This is a genomic window from Kitasatospora sp. NPDC085464 (genome assembly GCF_044541955.1).
GTDB lineage: Bacteria > Actinomycetota > Actinomycetes > Streptomycetales > Streptomycetaceae > Kitasatospora.
On record NZ_JBITTM010000033.1, the window covers coordinates 102,858 to 122,565 of the forward strand.

Genomic DNA, 19,708 nt, shown 5'->3' on the forward strand with positions numbered 1-19,708 from the left:
AGGGCCCGCCCGTCACACCGTCGGTACGCGCCTCATGGGCCGCCGCGCCCCCCGCAGCGGGGAGCACGGCGGCCCGCCGCGTTCTCGGGGCCCGCGGCCGGCTACGGCTTCGCGGGCGTCGCCGGAGGAGTCGCGGGAGCGGCCGGCGCACCACCCGGCTGACCCGGCTGAGCGGGCTGCCCCGGCTGGCCGGCCGGCGGCTGCGGCTGGGCCGGCGGGGTCACCGCGTACAGCTCGACGCCCCACAGCGAGTAGCCGTACTTCGTCGCCCGCGCCACGCCCTGGACCCGGACGAACCGGACGCCGGGCGCGTCGAAGCGCACCGTCTCGTCGCCGCCCTTGCCGTTGTCCACCGTCGCCGCGTCCGTCCAGGAGGTCCCGTCCGCCGAGACCTGGATCTTGTACGCCGCGGCGTACGCGGCCTGCCAGTGCAGCACCGCCGCGCCCAGCCGGGTCGCCTGCGGCAGCTCCAACCGCACCCAGGCGTCGTCCTTGGCCGGCGAGGACCAACGGCTCTTCGGATCGCCGTCGGTGACCGCCGAGGCCGGGAAGTTCGACGTCTCGTCGCCCGAGGAGGTGGCCTTGGCGCCGAGGGCCAGGTCCGGCCCGCCGGTCGGCGGCACCACGTGCACCTGGAGCACCTGCTTGACGCTGGTCGCCCCGGACACGAACTGCACCGGCACCTGGTACGTCCCGGACGGCGTGCCCGGCGCGGCGGCGACCTGCAGCGGCACGCCCACCCGGCCGCCGCGCGGCACGGTCACCGGGCCGGCCGGGGTCACGGTCAGGCCCTTGGCGGCGACCGGCACCTCGGCCCGCAGCTCCCCGGTGGTGCCCTCGGGGCGGCCGGCCTCCACGGTGGCCTGGGTCTTGACCGGCGCGGCCGCGCCGGTGACCACGTCCATGGCGGGGTCGGACAGGCTGAGGCGGGCCGCCGGGGCGTCCGCGTACCAGGGGATCACCTGGTTGACGACCGGCGGGTCGCCGCCGGGCCGCCAGGTCAGCCGGAACGCGTCGGCCACCTGCCCGCCGGCCGGCAGTTCGTTGTAGCCGGGCACCACGGTGCCGATGTCCGCCCAGGTGCCGTCGGCGCGGCGCACCGCGACGGTGGCGGTGGCGCGCACGCCCGGGTCGGTCAGCACGGTGAGCCGGTCCAGCGGGCGGGCGGCGCCGAGCTCCACGGTCAGCGGCTCGTCCTGCGCGGTCGGCGCCTTGGCGGCCCGGTACGCGGTGTCCGGGTTGCCGTCCAGCACCGCGGCGGCGGAGGAGCCGGGCAGCGCGTCGGGCCCGCCGGTGACGCTCGCCGGGGACTCGTCCGGGGCGGTGACGGTGAACTCGCGCACCGCGACGGCGGTCTTCTGCGCGGCGGTGGCCCGCAGCCGCACCGCCCGGACGATCGTGCCCGGCGGGAGCTGGGCGCTGACCGTCTTCTGGTTCTTGACGACGGCGAGCTGCTTCCAGCCGCCCTCGCCGGTGGAGTACTCCAGCACGCCGTCGCGGATGTAGTCGTCCACGGCGGTCCGGGCGTCCGGGCCGTTGCCCCAGCTGCCCATCAGCACGGTCACGCCGCTCACCGGGCGGCCCGCGCCGAGGTCCAGGCCGACCGCGTCGCCGGGCTGCGGGGGAGCCGAGCTCCAGTAGAAGGTGTCCGCCACGCCGTCGGCCATCAGCGCGGGCAGGTGGTCCTGGGCGGTGCCCAGGGTGGTGGTCGCGGTGACCCCACCGCTGACCACGCCGGCCCAGTTGTCGGCGGCGCGGACGGCGCGGTCCAGGAACGGGGCGAGCACCCCGGCGCCGATGGTGGCCGGGGACCGGTCCAGCTGCTCGCGCAGCCGGTTGAGCTCCACCCGGGCCTTCCAGGCGGCCGCGCCGTCGCCGCCGTGCTGGGCGAGCAGCATGTTCAGGGCGGCCTGCCCGGCCAGCCCGTAGTCGCGCAGCGGGCCCAGCCACGGCGCGGCCTCGCCGGCCAGCTGGGCGGTGGCCGGGGTGCCGGCCAGCGTCTGCTGGGCGGTGGCCATCGCGGCGAAGGCGTCCCGCAGCGGGGCGGCGGCCTCTATCAGCCTGGCGAGGTCGGGTGCCGCGCCGGAGGTGGGCTCGGCGGCCGCCCAGAAGCGGTCGAGCAGCGGCGTCAGGTAGCCGGACTCCTGCTTGGACAGCGGGGAGGAGATGCTGTTGCCGGCCAGCGCGGTGACGGCGGGCAGCGCCGTCCCGGCGGGCGTCGCGGCGGCGCCGGTCGGCCCGGCCAGCGTGCGCACGGCCGCCTGCCAGGACTCGTCCGACTTGTAGCCGACGGGGTTCCAGGCGAAGTCGCCGGCCGTGGCGATGGCTATCCGCGAGGCGATCGGCTGCTGCATCGCACCGGTCAGCATCACCGCCGAGCGGGTGGCCACCCCCGGGTCGCGCCCGGTGTAGGCGCCGAGGAAGAGCCGGTCCGGGCTGGCGTCGTTGACCGGGTAGTTGTCCATGGTGACCAGCGGGTGCCCGTACAGGTCCGCGGTGTCGGAGGCCTGAGCGGTGGTGATCTTCTCCGGGATCACCCCGACCCCGCTCCAGGCGACCTGCACGTTCGCCGGCAGCGCCGCGGCCAGCGCCTTGCGGTACGGCGTGGCCCCCTGCTGGTGGTACTCGGTCGGGACGACGGACAGCGGCGCCAGCCCCGGGTTCCGGGCGATCAGCCGGTCCTGCACCTTCTTCACCAGCTCGGCCTGCGCCTTGGCGGCCGCGGCGGGCCCGGTGCCGTACTCGTCGCGGTCGTCGCCGCAGTGCCACTCGTCGTAGCTGACGTCCAGGAACTGCAGCTGGAAGGCGCTGAAGCCGAGCTTGCGCAGCCCGTCCAGCTTGGCCACCAGCGCGTCCACGTCCTTGCCGGAGCTGAAGCAGAGGGACTGCCCCGGGTCGATCGCGTAGCCGAGCGTGACGTGGTTGCGCCGCGCCCGGTCGGCCAGCTCGCGCAGCTCGTCCGCCTGCGCGGCCGGGTAGGCGTTGCGCCAGCGGGAGAGCCGGTACGGGTCGTCACCGGGGGCGTAGAGGTAGAAGTTCTGCTTGGAGCGGCCGAGGAAGTCGACCTGGTCCAGCCGCTGCTGCGCCGTCCACGGGGTGCCGTAGAACGCCTCGGCGGTGCCGCGCACCGGCGCGCCGCTCGGCCAGTCCCGCAGCGTGATCCCGGGCAGGCCGAGCCCGTTCGCGCCCGCCGCCTGCCCCTGCCCGGCCGGCACGGCGGCGAGCAGCTGGCGCAGGCTCTGCGCGGCGTAGAAGGTCCCGGTGGAGTCCGTGCCCGCCAGCACCACGGCGCCGTACGTCCCGCCGCCCTGGGCGGGCAGCTGACCGGCCGACAGCACGTACCCGCCGGCCGGCAGGTTCGCGGTCGAGGGCGCGGTGCCCTCCTTGCCGCCGGCCGCGGCGCTCAGCTGCCGCAGCACGCGGTCCACCTCGCCGTCGGCGCCCTCCGAGGGCCCGCCGACGTACACCACCAGCGAGCCGGCGGCCGGCGTCCCGCCGTCCGCCTGCGGCGTCACCTCGGTCGCCCCGGCGACGTTCAGCACCTCACGGACGGCCAGGACCGCGCCGATGTCCGCCTTCGGCGAGGCCACCAGCGTCACGGCGCCCGGCACCACGACCGCCTTGCCCGCCACCGTCTTCTCCTGCGGCCGCGGGAACACCTGAGGGTCGGTCACGCTCCCCAGCGGCGTCTGCGGCGCGGTGGACACCACGTCCGGCCCCGGCGTGGCCGCGTACGCCGCCGACGGCAGCGGCCCGGCCAACAGCCCGCCGACCACCGCGGCGGTCGCCACCCCGGCCGCGATCTGCATCGCCCGCCGCCCGGGACGCCCGGCCGCGCGCTCCGCCCGCACCGAGGCCAGCAGCGGCTCCGTCCCCTTGAGGTCGGCGATCAGCCGGTCCGCCGTCCTGGGCGCCAGCTGACGGCACGTCCGCGCCGTCGCCCGCCGCGCGGCCAGCGCCGCCGGGTGCTGCAGCACCTCGCGCAACGCAGGACTCTGCTCCAACTGCGACCTCAGACGCCGCCCGGCTGCGACGGACACTCGGGCTTGCACAGGAGCCTCCTCGCCAGGCCAGGACCACAACGCGAGCAACCCCACCAGGTACCCAACCCGGTGTCAACGCCGTCGACGGCTATGCCGAGCTTGCCCCGATTCATCCCCTCGCGGGGCCCTCCAGGGCCCCTCCCCGAACTCTCCTCGAACCCTCCTCCAATCCTGTCCGAAGCCCGCCCCGGAAGCCCCCCGGGGCCCGCCCCGCCGATCGGCGGAGCGGGCCCTGCCTCGCCACTCAGGACACGGTGTCAGGAACGCGGCGGAGCGGGCAGCACAGCCGTCCGCAGCATCGGGACGCTCCACTGCTCGTTCGCCTCGTAGCTGCAGTCCCACAGGTCGAGCCGGGCGCCGTCGGTCGCCAGCCACTGCGGCAGGTCGAGGCAACGGCCCGAGGCCGGGTGGTACAGCGCGTTGTTCGCCAGCGGCACCCACTTCTGCGCCGCCGTACCGTCGCAGGTGTGGAACTCCAGCGGCGTGCCGTTGCCGGTTCCTGCGTTCAGCGGGGCGATGCACCCACCCATGACGCGCAGGGTGCCGTCGTTGCCGAGCGAGAGCTGCTGCGAGGGGCCACCGTGGCAGCCGTAGAGCTGGATCGCGGTGCCGTCGGCGGTGCCGGCGCCGGTGTCGTCGATGCACATGCCGCCGTTGACGGCCGAGCGGACGGTGCCGGTGACGCCCGGCGCGGTGGGTGCCACCGCGAACGGGTAGACGGCGGTGCTGCTGATGCTGCCGTCGAAGCTCGGGCTCGGCTTCGACTGGTACCGGTAACGGCCGAGTGTGAACGGCCCCGAGGGCGGCGGGCCGGCGCTCGCCCTGTGGACGGCGGTGCCGGCGAGCACGCCGTCGACGTAAAGCGCCATCATGCCGGTGTTCGCGTCGTAGGAAGCGGTCAGCCGGGTCCAGACACCGGGACGGGTCTGGGCACTGGAGTTCACCACGCGGGTGAAGTCGTACGACCAGTTGTCGTCGTCCGCGTACGCCAGGGCGAAGCTCCAGTTCTGCCCGGGGCCGTCGGTGTACAGCATGAAGTTGCTGCCGTGGACCATCTCCTGACTGGCGACGACCCCACCGGCCGGGCCCGCCTTGGCCCAGGTGGAGACGGTGAAGCTCTTGCGGGTGTCGACCACCGGGCCCGACATGGTGATGTTCGAGCCCTCGCCGGGGCTGAAGGCGCCCACGGTGACCGCCCGGCCGTCCACGGTGTCCCCGACCCAGCCGACGCCGGAGGCCGTCCCGTCCGTGCGCTTCTGCCCGTCCTTGACGGTGTTCCCGCCGTCGGGTGCGGCCAGCCAGTTGCCGACCGGGTGGTCGAGGTTGCCGAGCACGACCGGGTTCGTCTCCAGCCCGGTCACGGTCGGACCGCTGTTGACGTCGGCGGCCTTGGCGCCGACACCGGCCCAGGCGACCAGCTGGTTGTCGGTGTCGACGGCCCAGAGGTCCGGGACACCGTCACCGGTGACGTCACCGTTGGAGCCGACCTTCGGGTACAACGTGGCGTCGACGCCGTTGGTCAGCCAGCCCTTCGTGGGGTCGGCGAAGCCGGAAGCGTCGAAGGTCCCCGGCGCGCTTCCGTTGGCCAACTGGTAGGTGTGGACGGTGCCGTCGTTCTTCGACCGGCCCCAGACCGTGGGGACGTTCGTGCCCTTGGACGGGCCGGGGGTGATCAGGTCGTAGTGGTCCCAGTCCTGACTGTCCGACAGGAGGACGGCGGGCCCGTCGAGGTGCTTCACCGTGTCCTGCTGGTTGAGCCACAGCCGACCGTGCTCGACGAAGAGCAACGAGGAGCGCGGCAGGCCCGCGCTGACGGTCCCGGGGTTCCTGGGCGTGTCTCCCGTGGGCGATCCGAACGCCGCGATCTGGGTGACCGCGGACCAGTCGGCGCTGTTGCCGTAGGTCGCACAGTCGATCGGTGTGGCATCGGGCAGCGCGCACGCGCGGCTCTTGCCCAGCTCGTTCGCGGCCTGACCGTCGAGGTGCCCGGCCCTGTCGTCGTTGGTGTAGAGGAAGAGCTTGGGGGATCCCGGGGCGTGTGCGATCAGGTCGTCGACATTCCTACCGCTGAACGAACCCCGGTGGGTGATCTGGACGGTGCTCCAGTCCTGGTTGCCCGCCGCGCCGGGGGCCGAGGCGGGCTTGGTGTTCGGGGCCGCGTACGGGTCGGTGTTCGCTCCCACCAGGCGCAGGGAGCCGGTGCCGTCCGGCAGCAGGACGTCACCCTTGCGGTCGCCGTCGATGTCGCCCATCACCGGGTCGCCGGCGGCGGGGTTGCCCGGCACGAAGTAGGTGTAGGCGACCGGCTGCGACATGTTGCCGGCGTTGTCCTGGGTCTGCAGGTAGAGGAAGTTGGTCCCCCAGTGCCAGGGCGTGTAGTTCAGCTGGACGCTGCCGTCGCCGTCCATCTTGACGACGTTGCCGCCGTCGGTGCAGTTCCATCCGGTGGCCGCGGCCTGGACGGGGTCCGTGGTCCAGCGGGCGCAGGCCAGGCCGGAGGAGCGGCCGCCGCCGGCCGGGGCCGGGTCGGTGCCGGTGAGGGTGAAGACGCCTTCCTGGCCGACGAGCTTGGGGTGCCCACCCAGGGTGCCCGACTCGGGGAAGTCCGTGGAGGTGATCCGGGCGGTCGGCGGGGTGCGGTCGATGCGCAGGAAGCACATCGGGGAGTTCCCGCTGGCGAGCGTGCCGTCCTCGGTGACGGCGTACCAGCCGTACTGGTGCCCGTCGGTCAGCGAACCGACGCTCACGTTCTTGCGACCGGAGCTCGCCGCCCAGTTGGTGTCGCGGAGCTGGGTGGAGCCGTTGTCGTCGTCGTCCCAGATCTTGAACGTGGTCCAGAGCTGTTCGCCGGTCGGAGACCAGGTGTCGACGCTCAGGTTGATGTCGGTGTTGATCCCGACCCAGCCCGGGTTGTCCCACGGGTTGCCCGAACCGGGGGTCTGGCACTGGCTGTAGGCGCCGTCACGGGCGAAGCCGGGCGTCGGGCTGGTGGCGGGGCTGCCGACGGCGGGCGCGAAGTCGTAGGTGACGACGATGTGCGGACTGTTCAAGAACCGCTGGTGGTAGTACTTGTTGGTCTCGTCGTCGGGGGTGAACATGAAGGTCCACCCGCCCCAGTGCTCGCGCGCCGCCTGGGTCATCTGGGCGAGGACGTCGAACTCCTTGCCGCCGGCCCCCTGGATCCAGTTCAGGCCGACCTTGGCGCAGCTGGAGGGCTCCGGGCAGGGCTGTGCCTCCCAGCGCGTCCACTGGTTGATCGGGTTGTTGTTGCCCGAGCCGGTCGAGTAGAGGCCCATCGGCGTGGACGTCGAGGGACTGGACGACTCGGCGACGGTGGCGTAGAGCTTGGCGCTCAGCACGGTCGAGTCCCAGAACACGGGGTTCAGGCCGACCTGGAAGTAGGCGCGTTCCTTCCCCTCCTTCTCGCAGCGGTGGGCGGTGTCGATGTACCCGCAGTAGCCGGACCCGGGCCTGTCCTGGCCGTACTGGGTGCCGTTGTACTCCGGCGTCTTGGGGTAGGCCGACTGCACCTGCGCCCAGGCCTGGGTGCCGTTGTCGGCGCTGGGGTTCCAGCCCGGGTCGAGGTACCAGGGACCGGTGCCCTGCCCGAGGACCGAGGCGTCCGGCACCAGGTCGATGCCGCTGCCGCTGACGGTCGTGGTGATCGGTGCGGTCCGGGCGCCGGGGCCGGGAGCCTTGCTGTCGGACCCGGCCGCGGTCGTGCCGCCGTCCGCCGCCGGTGCCGCCGCTGGTCCGGCCTGCCCGGCGGACTTGGCCGGGGCGCCGGGCTGAGCCGCGGAGACGGGGGTGCCCGCCGTGCCGGAGTCCCACATCACCGGCGCCGGAGCGGTGAAACGCACCTTGCCGGCGGTGTCCTCGGCCGTGAGGTTGCCGTTGCCGTCCGCCTTGACGGTCAGCCCCTCGGAGACGGTGTCGAGGTGCAACTTCTTGATCTTCGGGTCGGCGGCAGCCTGTGCGGTGCGGACGATCAGCACCTGCCGCCATCCACCCACGGGGGTGGCGCTCAGCTCCAGGTCGACGTCCGGCAGGACGGATCGGTAGAGCGCGTCGCTCCCGCTGAGTTCGGGCTTCGGCAGGGCGAACGGCGCCTTGACCGACAGCTTCCTGCCGTCCGCGGTCGTCATGGTGGCCAGCACACTGCTCCCCCCGCCGGAGAAGGTGAGCGCGGACGGGACGGCGATCGGCGTGACCGTGCCGTCGGCGTTGGCCCGGAGGGTCGCGTCCACGGCGCGCCAGGTGCCGTCGGCGTTCTTGACCCGTTCCGCCACCGGTGAGGAGTCGCTGGTCAGCGTGCCGTCGGGGTTGGCCGTGGTCCGGCTGCTCCCCGTGGTCAACGCGTCGACGACGACCGGCTTCCCGGTGCTCTTCGCCTTCGCCTGTGCGGTGCGGATCGCTGCGGTCTGCGTCGCGCGGGTGTCGGACTGTCCCTTGGCCGGAGGCGGCGGAGGTGTGGGCCAGGAGGTGTCGGCAGGACCGTGGTTGCGGTCGGCGGGCGCCGCTGCGGCGACACCGGGCACCGCGAGCAGACCCGCACCGAGGGCGAGGACCGCTGTGCAGGAGAGCGGCAGCAGAGCCGCGCCGAATGTCCGAATTCTCTTGCTCCGTGCGGGAGTTGAACGAGATGGAGGTTTTGGCCTCGACATGAAGACCCCGTCGTCGAAGGTGAGGTGAGCAGAAGTCAGCCGCACGCTGCCTTCACATTTGCTTCGCTGTCAAAGCGTTTTGTCGACAGGGTGTCCGAGTTGTCACGGCGGGTCACGCATTGCTCTCCGGGTGATGATCCTCACACTGCGTGATCATGCACTCTTCCTGTTCCGGATAGGTCGTATGCCCCTAGGGTGCCGGAGGTCCGGGCCGGAGAGGTCGGCCCGATTCGAGCTCCGGTGATCTGTGGGGGGATCAATTGTCTCGTCGCGTCCGCGTGTTCACGCGCCCGCGCAGCCTGAGAGTGGCCGTCGCGGCCGCCCTAGCCGTCTGCATGTCGGTGGTGACGATCCCCTCGGTCGAGGCGGTCACCCACGCGCCCGATCCACCCAAGGTCTGGGTGCCACCGAACACGCCCGTGCCGCAGACCCACCCCGTGAAGGGCACGAACGGCAAGGTCGCCGGTCACCAGCCCGACCCGGGAAAGAAGTGGGCGCCACCGGCTGATTCCAGTCCGCCGGCCGGTAGGGCCACCGCCGTCCTCGACGGTTCCGGCGCCAAGGCGTCGTCGGCACCGGCCGCATCCGACGCGGCGCCGACGGCCGCGGCCCCGAAGCCGGTCCAGGCCGGCTCCCTGCCGGTCTGGATCACCCCGGCCCCCGGCGCGAAGTCCGCCCGGACCGCGTCGGCCGCCCCGGCCGAGGACGGCTCCCCGGCGCTCCAGGTCGACCTGGCCGATCAGGGCCGGGCCAAGGCGGCCGGCGTGGCCGGTGCGCTGGTCGCCCTCACCGACACCGGCGGCGGCGCGCGGGCGGGACGGGTCCAGGTCGGGATCGACGTCCAGCCCTGGGCGAAGAACGCCGGTGCCAACTGGGCCTCGCGGGCCAGGATCGTCCAGTTGCCCGGATGCGCGCTGACGACCCCGGGTGCTGCGGGTTGCAAGGCGCGCACCCCGGTGCCGACCCATCGGGACGAGGCCACCGGCCGACTGGTGGCCGAGGTCGACGTCCCGCAGGCGTCCACCGAGGCCGCCAAGTCCTTCGCCTCGGGCGCCTTCGAGGGTGCGGCGGCGGCTGCCCCCGCGGTGGCACTCGCCGTCGAGGCGGAAGCCAAGGGCAGCAGCGGTGACTTCACCGCGTCCCCGATCACCCCGTCCGCCTCCTGGCAGGCCGGCTCCAACGCGGGCAACTTCACCTACGGCTACACCGTCGAGCTGCCCTCCGCCCTGGCCGGACCGGCCCCCGACGTCTCGCTCGGCTACGACTCCTCGGCCGTGGACGGCAGGACCGCCTCCACCAACGCCCAGCCGTCCTGGGTCGGCGAGGGTTGGGACTGGCAGCCCGGCTCCATCGTCCGCGGCTACAAGGGCTGCAAGGACGCCGGCATCGACAAGTCGGGCGACCAGTGCTGGGGCGGCGACCTGCTCCAGCTCTCGCTCGCGGGCCACGCGGGCCAGCTGGTCAAGGACGACAAGTCCTGCGACTGGCACCTGCAGGGCGAGGACGGCACCAAGGTCGAGCGGCTGACCGGGCAGAACAACGGGGCCTGGAACGGCGAGGCCTGGCGGATCACCACCGTCGACGGCACCCAGTACTACTTCGGCGCCAACCACCTTCCCGGGGGTGACGGCACCGACCAGGCCGCCAACTCGGTCTCCACCCTGCCGGTCTACTGGCCCGGCGGTCAGGACCCGTGCCTGAAGACCGGCTCGCCGGCCACCGGCTCCTGGAACCAGATGGGCTGGCAGTGGTCGCTGGACTACGTCGTCGACCCGCACCAGAACCTGATCACCTACCGGTACGGGCAGGAGCAGAACTACTACGTCAAGGGCGGAGGCCAGAACAACGGCAACGGCCCCCGCACCCAGTACCAGCGGGCCTCCTACCCGACCTGGGTGGGCTACGGCCAGCGCCTGCCCGACCAGATCGCCGCCAAGGGCAAGGCCAACCCGGCCGCCCAGGTGTGGTTCCGCACCGCCGAGCGCTGCCTGCCGGACAAGGACTTCGGCTGCGACCCGTCCCAGCGGACGAAGGACAACGCCAAGCGGTGGCCGGACACCCCGGTCGACCAGAACTGCGACGCGACCGGTGACTGCACCGTTTACTCGCCCACCTTCTGGACCACCAAGCGCCTCACGAAGATCGACACCGAGGTCTGGGACGGCTCCAAGTACCGCCCGGTCGACTCCTTCGCCCTCAACCAGTCCTTCCAGGACCCGGGCGACGGCACCTCCCCGTCGCTCTGGCTGGACTCGGTCCAGCACACCGGCGTCAACAACCGGACGCCGATCACCCTGCCGGCGGTGTCCTTCCAGCCGCTGCAGATCGCCAACCGCGTCAAGGGGCAGATCGTCGCTCCGGACGGCACGTCGTCCTCGGTCGAGCCGTACAACCGCCCGCGCATCCAGAAGATCACCACCGAGACCGGTGGTCTGATCGACGTGGTCTACCGGCCCGCGGAGTGCTCGCGCGAGGCCGGCGGGACGATGCCGGCCTCCGAGGACGGCAACACGATGGCGTGCATGCCGGTCAAGTGGTACCTGCCCGGGCAGAGCGCGCCGGACCCGGTGAACGACTGGTTCAACAAGATCGTCGTGCAGTCCGTCACCCAGGAGGACTCGGTCGCCGGCGGCCAGCCCGCGGTCGTGACGAACTACGTCTACGGTGGCGGAGCGGCCTGGCACCGCAACGACTCCGAGATGGCCGACGCGAAGACCCGCACCTGGGACCAGTTCCGCGGGTACGCGACGGTCACGACCCTCACCGGCAGCGGCAGCGACGTCGAGTCGCCGCGCACCAAGTCGGTCGCCACGTTCCTGCGCGGCATGGACGGTGACGTCCTCAGGAACGGAAGCACCCGTCAGGTGTCCGTGACCGACGTCCACGGCGGCACGATCAAGGACGAGAACGCCCTGGTCGGCTTCATCCGCGACTCGGCCACCTACAACGGAGAGAACGGCGAGGTCCTCTCCACGGTGGTCTCCGACCCGTGGATCGGCCCGGTCACCGCCACCCGTGCCCAGTCCGGCGGCATGCCGGCCATCACCGCGCGGGCCGTCAACGTCCTCAAGGTGACCAACCACGACAAGCTGGCCGACGGCTGGCGCACCCGCGAACGCTCCACGTCGTACGACTCGACACCGTTCGCCCGTCCGCTGACCGTCTACGACACCGGCGACCCGACCCACCCCGAGCAACTGCTCTGCACCTCCTTCGAGTACGCCACCGGCCCCGGCGGCGCGCCCACGCAGCTGGCCTCGCGCACCCTCGTCCTCAAGGGCGCCTGCGGCCGGACCGCGACCCAGGACAACACCGTCGCCGACACCCGGGCGTACTTCGACGGACTGCCCCTCGGCCAGGCCGGCGCCAAGTCCGAGCAGACCTCCACCGAGGTCCTGGAGCGCTACGACACCGCGGGCAAGCCGGTCTACCGGACCACCGCCCGCGCGAGCTTCGACGCGTACGGCCGCGTCGTCAGCACCGTCGACCCGACCCGCACCGACGCCACCCACCCGACCGGCGCCGAGACCAGGACCGAGTACTCCCCGGCCACCGGGCAACTGCCCACGCAGATCACCCACACCAACCCGATGGGCTGGCAGACCGTCAGCACCCTCGACGTGGGCCGCGGCTCACCGCTCAAGATCAAGGACGAGAACGGCCGGATCAGCGAGCAGGACTTCGACGCCCTCGGCCGGGCCGCGGCCTCCTGGAGTCCCGGGAACGACCGATCGACGTATCCCGACCGCCCCAATCGCAAGATCTCGTACTCGGTCAACGGAACCAACGCGCCCTCTCAGGTACTCAGCCAGGCACTGATGGGCAACATGGAGACCAGCGAGGCGACCTACACCTCCAGCTACACCATCTACGACGGCCTCGGCCGGGTCCGGCAGACACAGGCCAGCACGCCCTCCGGTGCCAACGGCCGCATGATCACCGACGCGCTGTTCGACTCGCACGGCTGGCAGACCAAGACCAGCGCCGCCTACTACAACGACCAGGCGGAGCCCAGCGGCCAGCTCTTCCTGCCCAACGGCGGTGTCGAACCGGACGGCAAGATCCCCTCCCAGACCGTCCAGAAGTTCGACGGCCTCGGCCGCACGACCGACTCGATATTCCAGTCCTACGGTGTCGAGCAGTGGCGCACCCACACCGACTTCGTCGGCGCCGACGAAGTCCGCACCACCCCGCCGGACGGCGGCTACGCCTCCGCGACCATCACCGACGCCCGCGGCAACACCGTCGCCCTGCGCCAGTACAAGAGCAACACCCCGACCGGCGCGTACGACGAGACCACCTACGGCTACTCGCCGGACGGCAAGGAGATCTGGCGCAAGGACGCGGCCGGCAACCGGTGGACGTACGAGTACGACCTGCTGGGCCGTCCGGTGAAAAGCACGGACCCGGACTCGGGCACGGGCACGACGACGTACGACGACAGCAAGAACCTCGTCACCGTCACGGACTCCCGCGGCAAGAGCGCGACCACGGCCACCGACCTGCTCGGCCGCACCGTCGCGGCCTACGAGGGTGCGGCGGTCGACCCGGCCAAGCAGGTCGCAGCCTGGACCTTCGACACCCTCGCCAAGGGCAAGCCGACCTCCTCCACCCGCTACGTCGGCGGAGTGAGCGGGGCCGCCTACACGTCGGAGGTCACCGGCTACGACATCGGGTACCGCGAGACCGGCGCGAAGACGACCATCCCGGCAGTCGAAGGCGGACTCGCCGGCATCTACCAGACCGACAACACCTATGACCCCGCGGGTCGTCTGGCCACGACGACTCTGCCGGCGGTGGCCGGGATGCGTCGGGAGAAGCTGACCTTCGCCACCGATCTCGTCGGTCAGTTCGGAGGACTGTCCAGCACCGTCGGTTCCGACGGCAGGACCTTCGTGGCCGACGTCCGCTACGACCCGTACGGCCGCCCGTACCAGACCACCGTGGGTGACGCGGGTGCCCAGGTGGTCGCCACGCTGTCCATCGACAACGCCACCGGCCGGGTCACCCGCTCGGTCCTGGACAAGCAGACCGCTGAAACCGCCCACGTCGACAGCATCGACTACACCTACAACCCGCTCGGCCAGGTCACCTCGGCCCGCAACGCGCAGGACGGCGAGGTCGCCGACCTGCAGTGCTTCACCCACGACTACCTCGGGCGGCTCACCCAGGCCTGGACCGACACCGGTACCCAGACCACCAGGCCCCAGCCCAGCGTCCCGGGCATCGGCGCCTGCGCCAACACCGACGGGCCGTCAGTGGACGCCGGAAAGCCGAGCGTCGGGGGTCCGGCCCCGTACTGGCAGCAGTACGAGTACGACCTCATCGGCAACCGCACCAAGCTGGTCCAGAAGGACACCGACGGCGACGCGACCAAGGACGTCACCACCACCCAGACCTTCGGCACCGGCCCCAACACCCCGTCCACCGACCCGAAGACGGGCGGCGGCACCGGTGGTCCGCACGCGCTGATGAAGTCCACCCGGACCGGCCCGGCCGGCACCGCGGTGACCTCGTACACCTACGACGCTGCGGGCAACACCACCTCGATCACCGACACCCCGGGCACCCGGACGCTGAACTGGAACGCCCAGGGCAAGCTCGACCAGATCACCGGCACCGGCCAGAGCGGCGCCACCAGTTACCTGTACGACGTGTCCGGCAACCAGCTGATCCGCCGGGACCCCGGCAAGGTCACCCTCAACCTGGGCGCCGACCAGCTCACCCTGGACACCACCACCAAGGCCGTCACCAACGTCCGCTCCTACGCGGCACCCAACGGCCTCTCCATCACCCGCACCACCACCAGCGGCACCTCCACGCTCGCCTACCAGGGCGCGGACCCGCACGGCACCAACGGCGTCCAGTTCGACGCGGACACCCTCGCCCACGTCCGCCGCCCCACCGACCCGTTCGGCAACGATCGCGGCACCCAGCCAGAAGAGGGCGTCTGGGCCGGCAACAAGGGCTTCGTCGGCGGCACCAAGGAGAAGACCACCGGCTTCACCCTCCTCGGTGCCCGCGAGTACGACCCCAGGACGGGCCGCTTCATCAGCCCCGACCCCATCACCGACCCCGGTGATCCGCAGCAGTGGAACGCCTACGCGTACGCCAACAACAGCCCCATCAACACGTCCGACGCCAACGGCCTGCGACTGGACTGCGACCAGGCCTCCGAGTGCGCGGGCTGGCACACGGACTCCCACGGCGAAACCACCCAGGTCGACGTCGTGGACAAACCTACGGCCGAGGTGCAGAAGGCCCGGCAGGCCGTCGAAGAGGCAGACCATGTCGTCCGCGTGAACAAGCGCAAGCGCGATGAACTCGTGAACAAGGTAGTCGACATAGTCGGTGACCTGATCGGCTACAACGACGCCCGCGACTGCTTCACCAAGGGTGCGGTCATGGGCTGCATCAACACCGCCCTGAACATGGTGCCGTGGGGAAAACTCGCGAAGGCCCTCAAGGCCGGTATCGAAGCCCTCAAGATCTACAAAGAGATCAACAAGATCTACACCGCCATCCGGAGCGGCGAACACGCCGCCAAGGAAGCCGAAACCGCCCTGTCCGCCGTCACGACTGCCGCAAGTGAGGCCCGAGCAGCCGAGAAGGCAGCAGCCAAAGCAGCCGAAGAAAAAGCAGCAAAGGAAACAGCAACAGACGCAGCAGGAACAGAGAGCAAGGCAGTAGCCAAGGAAACCGACGAATCTGCTGGCGCCAGCTGCTCGCTCGTTCGCAACAGCTTCCCGACCGGTACCAAGGTGCTGATGGGGGACGGCAGCCTCAAGTCCATCGAGGACATCCACGAGGGCGACGTCGTCATGGCGACCGACCCCCAGACCGGCGAGACCCACCCCGAGCCGGTCACCGCGACCATCACCACCCCCGACGACAAGGACTTCACCGACCTTACCCTCACCGACGACGCCAGCCCCCGCGGCCCCCCGGCCGCCGACCGGGCGAAGATCACCTCCACCTATCACCACCCCTATTGGAGCGAGACCCGCCAGCAGTGGGTCGACGCCGGCGAACTCACCCCCGGCGAGCAACTTCGCCAGCCCGACGGCACCCCCCTCACCATCCAGTCCGTCCGCAACTACCCCTACGCCGTCACCACCCACAACCTCACCGTCAACCTCCTCCACACGTACTATGTGCTGGCGGGGGCCACGCCGGTCCTGGTTCACAACTGCGGTGAGACCAGGTTTGCAGTGGATTCCAACGGTGTTGTGGACGATCTGGAAAACCCCGTCACGGCGACCGAACGCTACAGCCGAAGCAAGCACTATGGTGGTTCTCAGACAAATGGTCCTTCTGGCGTTGCGGCGAGGGCAGCTGGTGAAGGCCAGCCGTGTCCCGAATGCGGCACCACGATGGTGAGTGGAACTCGTTATGCACCAGTTCCCGAGCATGATCCTCCGCTGGTTCTCCACTACTATCGCGGTGGTGGGTCTGCCATGACAAATGCGGAGCGTCGGGCATATGCAAGGGATGACGGCATTAACGGGACCGCGTGTCGGGTGTGTCAAACGTCCCAGGGTGCTGAAATGGCAAAGGTATCGAAGGCAATTGCAAGGAATCTGGGGCTATGATCGAAGAAAGTGAGCGACTGGTCGCTCTGGAGCGCCACATTCGAGATTTCTGGGAGGGGTGCATTGTAGAGGCTGCAACCTGGGATCATGGGCCGATTCTTGAGCGGGTTCCACGCTTCTCAACCTACCGCGTGTTTCCCAAGCGGGCTGGTGAGGCATGGGTCTATGTGACGGCGGGATGCTCGCTTCTCAGCCCCGTTGGAGGTGCAGAGTTCTTCGTCATGTCGCCCTTTGCTGACGAAAGTCACTCTGAAACCTTGGCAATGGTCAGTCACTATCACTCATTCGAGGCTCACCGACTCGAAATTGGGTCGGTCATCAATATCGGCCGCCCCTGGATGCGTGATTCACGTATGGATCACCTGCTCGTCAGCCTTCCCTATCCCTACGGCCCTGGTCTTGAATGGGCACCCCTGGAGGCCGGAGAGGCGCGATTCTTGTGGCTGCTCCCGATCCATCGGAGCGAGGCTGAGTTCATCAAGCGTGAGACGCTTGATGAATTCGAATCCCTGATGGATATCAAAGGCGTGAATATCTTGGATTTCAACCGGGATCCGATTGTCTGAAATTTAGACCTTGACGGGCTTTGCTCAGTTTGCAGTTTGGCTCCTTGAGGGATAACTGATTTCGAGTAGGCAAGGAAGTGTTGTCGAGCCCCGCCGGATAGCTATCCGGCGGGGCCATTTGCCGTCCTGACGGCAGTAGTTGACGGCAACGTCAACGGACGGGGGCTGCGCAGGGCGGCGGGTCGTCACCGTCGTGGGGCTCGCTGACGGGCTTCGAGGGTTTGCCGAGAGCGCGGCTGAGGAGGTCGATGGCGTCGCGCTGGAGGCGGAGCCGGAGGTGGGCGTACACCGTCGCGGTCACGCCAATGTGGGCGTGGCCCAGCAACTCCTTGATGACGACGAGTTCGACGCCCTGCTCCAGGAGCAGGGTCGCGGTCGAGTGGCGGAGGTCGTGAAACCGGATCGGCCGCAGGTGCGCTTCGCGGAGCAGGGCGTTGAAGTGCCGCGTGAGTGTCGCGGGCTCGATCGGATGCCCGTCCGGCCGCGTGAACACGTACCCGCTGGCCCGCCACTCCGCCCCCGCTCGGCCTCGCTCCTTGGCCTGCCGCTCGCGGTGCGCGCGGAGCGAGGTGACGCAGGAGGCCGGCAGGGCGATGCGCCGCTCGGAGCTGATGGTCTTGGTCGGCAGGGTGGCCAGTCCCCGGCTGGCGGTGCGCTGGAGGGTGCGGCGGATGCTGGCGGTGCCGCCGTCGAGGTCGAGGTCTTCCCAGCGCAGGCCGAGGAGTTCACCCTTGCGCAGCCCGGTGCGAAGCGCGAGCTCGAACAGCGCGGCGAGGCGGTGCCCCCGGACCGCGGCGAGGAACTGCCGGGCCTCGTCGGCAGTGAGGGGGTTGAAGCGCCGAGGCCGGGGTGTGCCCGTGCGGACATTCCGGGCCACGTTGCGCGGGATCTCCTCCTCGCGAACGGCGTGCTCCAGGGCGGACTTGAGTACGGAGTGGATGTAGGCCAGGGTCAGCGGGGAGAGGCGCTTGCGGCAGCACACGCCGATGGCGCAGCAGCGCGGGCGGCGGCTCGTCTGGGCTTCGGGGTCGCGTCCGGCGTCGATGCCGCGTGCGCAGCACTGGCAGACGGTCCGCAGCTCGTTCAGCCAGGTCCGGACGTCCTTGGCGGTGAGCTTGGCGAGCTTCTTCCGGCCCAGGCCCGGTATCAGGTACTGGTGGACGACGGCGGTGTAGCGGGTGTGGGTGGTCTCGCGGAGCTGGTGGACGGCGCCGTTCTCCAGCCTAGACGCTGACGCGCTTGCTGGTGTTGCCGGGGGCGAGGACGTAGCCAGCGGCTTACCAGCGGCCGTCCTTGCGCTGGTAAACGGTTCCGTCACCGTTGGCGCGGACCCTTCGCGAGCCGGTGCCGGTGGTGGGGTTGTTGTCGTGGATGGTCATCGGGCTGCCTCTGCGAGTTGGTGGTGGACGAGGGCGTTCAGGGCGTGGGCGCGGATGCGGCGGGCGCGGCCGATGGTGATCGAGGCCAGTCGCCGGGTGCGGATGAGGTCGTAGACGGTGGAGCAGCTGATCTTCAGGCGTGCCATGACCTCGGGCACGGTGAGGAGTTTGTCGTCGGCGGTCACGCGATCGCCTCTGTCTGGACGGCGGTGGTCTGCGGGTTGGTGGTGTGACCGGCCGGGTCACCGGCGCGCCGCGCCTGCTGGGGACGGCTCGGTTGCTCGGGCCGGGGGCGCGGTGTGGCGGCCAGGAGGTCAGCGAGGTGGGCGAGTTCGGGCAGGAGGCCGGTTCCCGCGTACTGCCAGTGCGAGATCACCAGAGTCGTGTCCGCCCCGCCGGATCGCCCGTCCTTCGCATGGTGACCGGTGCGGTGACCGGGGCCGGGGTCGGTGTGACCGGCGGTCAGGTCATTCCGGTCACTGTCCGGCTGGCCCTCACCGGCCGGTTCTTGACCGGCGTGTCGGCCAACCGCTGCCGGGGCGAGCAGCGCGAGGCAGAGATGGCGTCATCTTGGCGGCCTCGCCAGGTGGTGCGTTCGACTCGGAGGCGGGTGAGGGTGGTGGAGTAGTGGCGGGTGCGGGTGGAGAAGTGGCCTCGGAAGCCGAGCATGTGGGCCCACTGGCGCAGACGGAGGTGGGCGTGCTGGGGGTGGGTGGCGAGGCGCCAGGCGGTGCGGATCATGCGGCGGGCATGGTCGGTGATGTCGTGGGTGACGAGTTCGGCCAAGAGACGGAGGCGGCGGTCGAGGGTGCCGGTGGTGGTCTCGGCGTCCTTGGTAGCGTACTTGGCGATGTAGGCGGCGACGTGTCGCTCAGTGACCAGACCGCCTTCGGCGAGGTCCGTGCCGCGGATCGGCCGGACATCGATCTGCCGCCCGAACCGGAACACCGACAGCGCGCCCTGGCCGATCTCCTGGGAGCTGGGCGGATGGTCAGGTCGTTACGGTCGCCGTGTCCTGTTCCAGCGACCGAGGCCGGGGATCCACTGTGGGCATGCCGAGGAGCGACGCGGACCGTCTGCGTCGCGGGGAGTTGCACGAAGCGGCGTCGGGCATGGCGGGACCCCGCCTGCTGCCGTGGACCACCGAGGACGGACGCCCTTGCTACCTGAGTACCGACGGCAAGGGCTACATCTCGACGCTCGCCGACGGCATCCAAGCCGTGCAGCTCGGCATGGGTCAGGAGTGCTGGAGTACGCCCGGGGCATCCTGACCCCCGGAGCCAAGGTGCAATCGGCCATCGAGTACCGCTGGCTCGCCTGCCGGCTGACCGAGGCCCTGTCGGACGCGCTCAGGGTTGCCGAGTCGCGCAGCTGAGGAGGGGAGAAGTGATGGGTAATGTGCGCTTTTTCGAGCGTGGTTCTGACCTTCCGAATCCGTTTGCGGGGTAATGGGAATGCCGGAGG

General features: G+C 70.8%; 8 protein-coding genes and 1 pseudogene. 3 read left to right on the plus strand and 6 right to left on the minus strand.

The window, feature by feature from the left end:
• Window positions 1–101: 101 nt before the first annotated feature.
• On the minus strand, window positions 102–4,004 hold the full coding sequence (locus ACIGG8_RS27995; RefSeq protein ID WP_396551579.1) for a beta-N-acetylglucosaminidase domain-containing protein: 3,903 nt from the start codon (window positions 4,002–4,004) through the stop codon (window positions 102–104).
• A 296-nt stretch (window positions 4,005–4,300) separates the two neighbouring features.
• Window positions 4,301–8,581, minus strand: coding sequence for a ricin-type beta-trefoil lectin domain protein (locus ACIGG8_RS28000; RefSeq protein ID WP_396551580.1), 4,281 nt, complete (start codon window positions 8,579–8,581; stop codon window positions 4,301–4,303).
• 470 nt (window positions 8,582–9,051) lie between these two features.
• Between ACIGG8_RS28000 and ACIGG8_RS28005 the strand changes: the two genes are divergently transcribed.
• On the plus strand, window positions 9,052–16,299 hold the full coding sequence (locus ACIGG8_RS28005) for an RHS repeat-associated core domain-containing protein (protein WP_396551581.1): 7,248 nt from the start codon (window positions 9,052–9,054) through the stop codon (window positions 16,297–16,299).
• Entirely contained in the window at window positions 16,296–16,865 is a 570-nt protein-coding gene (locus ACIGG8_RS28010) for a suppressor of fused domain protein (RefSeq protein ID WP_396551582.1), read from the plus strand. Before ACIGG8_RS28005 ends, ACIGG8_RS28010 begins: the two co-directional genes overlap by 4 nt.
• Before the next feature lie 151 nt (window positions 16,866–17,016).
• Here the strand turns inward: ACIGG8_RS28010 and ACIGG8_RS28015 are convergent.
• The 4 genes and pseudogenes from ACIGG8_RS28015 to ACIGG8_RS28030 form a co-directional block, all read right to left on the minus strand.
• Window positions 17,017–18,244: pseudogene (locus ACIGG8_RS28015) on the minus strand (tyrosine-type recombinase/integrase).
• Complete coding sequence (locus ACIGG8_RS28020; protein WP_396551583.1) at window positions 18,241–18,429, minus strand: helix-turn-helix domain-containing protein; 189 nt, start codon at window positions 18,427–18,429, stop codon at window positions 18,241–18,243. Before ACIGG8_RS28020 ends, ACIGG8_RS28015 begins: the two are co-directional and overlap by 4 nt.
• Window positions 18,426–18,620: a hypothetical protein gene (locus ACIGG8_RS28025; RefSeq protein WP_396551584.1), complete on the minus strand. Its 195-nt coding sequence runs from the start codon at window positions 18,618–18,620 to the stop codon at window positions 18,426–18,428. The genes ACIGG8_RS28020 and ACIGG8_RS28025 overlap by 4 nt, the downstream gene beginning before the upstream one ends.
• Window positions 18,621–18,706: 86 nt before the next feature.
• Entirely contained in the window at window positions 18,707–19,192 is a 486-nt protein-coding gene (locus ACIGG8_RS28030; RefSeq protein ID WP_396551585.1) for a replication initiator, read from the minus strand.
• A 164-nt stretch (window positions 19,193–19,356) separates the two neighbouring features.
• Here ACIGG8_RS28030 and ACIGG8_RS28035 point away from each other — a divergent pair, with 164 nt between their 5' ends.
• Window positions 19,357–19,515, plus strand: a complete 159-nt coding sequence (locus tag ACIGG8_RS28035; RefSeq protein ID WP_396551586.1) for a hypothetical protein — start codon at window positions 19,357–19,359, stop codon at window positions 19,513–19,515.
• The last annotated feature ends 193 nt before the right edge of the window (window positions 19,516–19,708 follow it).

Coding starts and splice junctions, on each gene's coding strand:
- ACIGG8_RS28010 (WP_396551582.1), top strand. CDS start 16,296: ATGATCGAAGAAAGTGAGCGACTGGTCGCTCTGGAGCGCCACATTCGA.
- ACIGG8_RS28035 (WP_396551586.1), top strand. CDS start 19,357: ATGGCGGGACCCCGCCTGCTGCCGTGGACCACCGAGGACGGACGCCCT.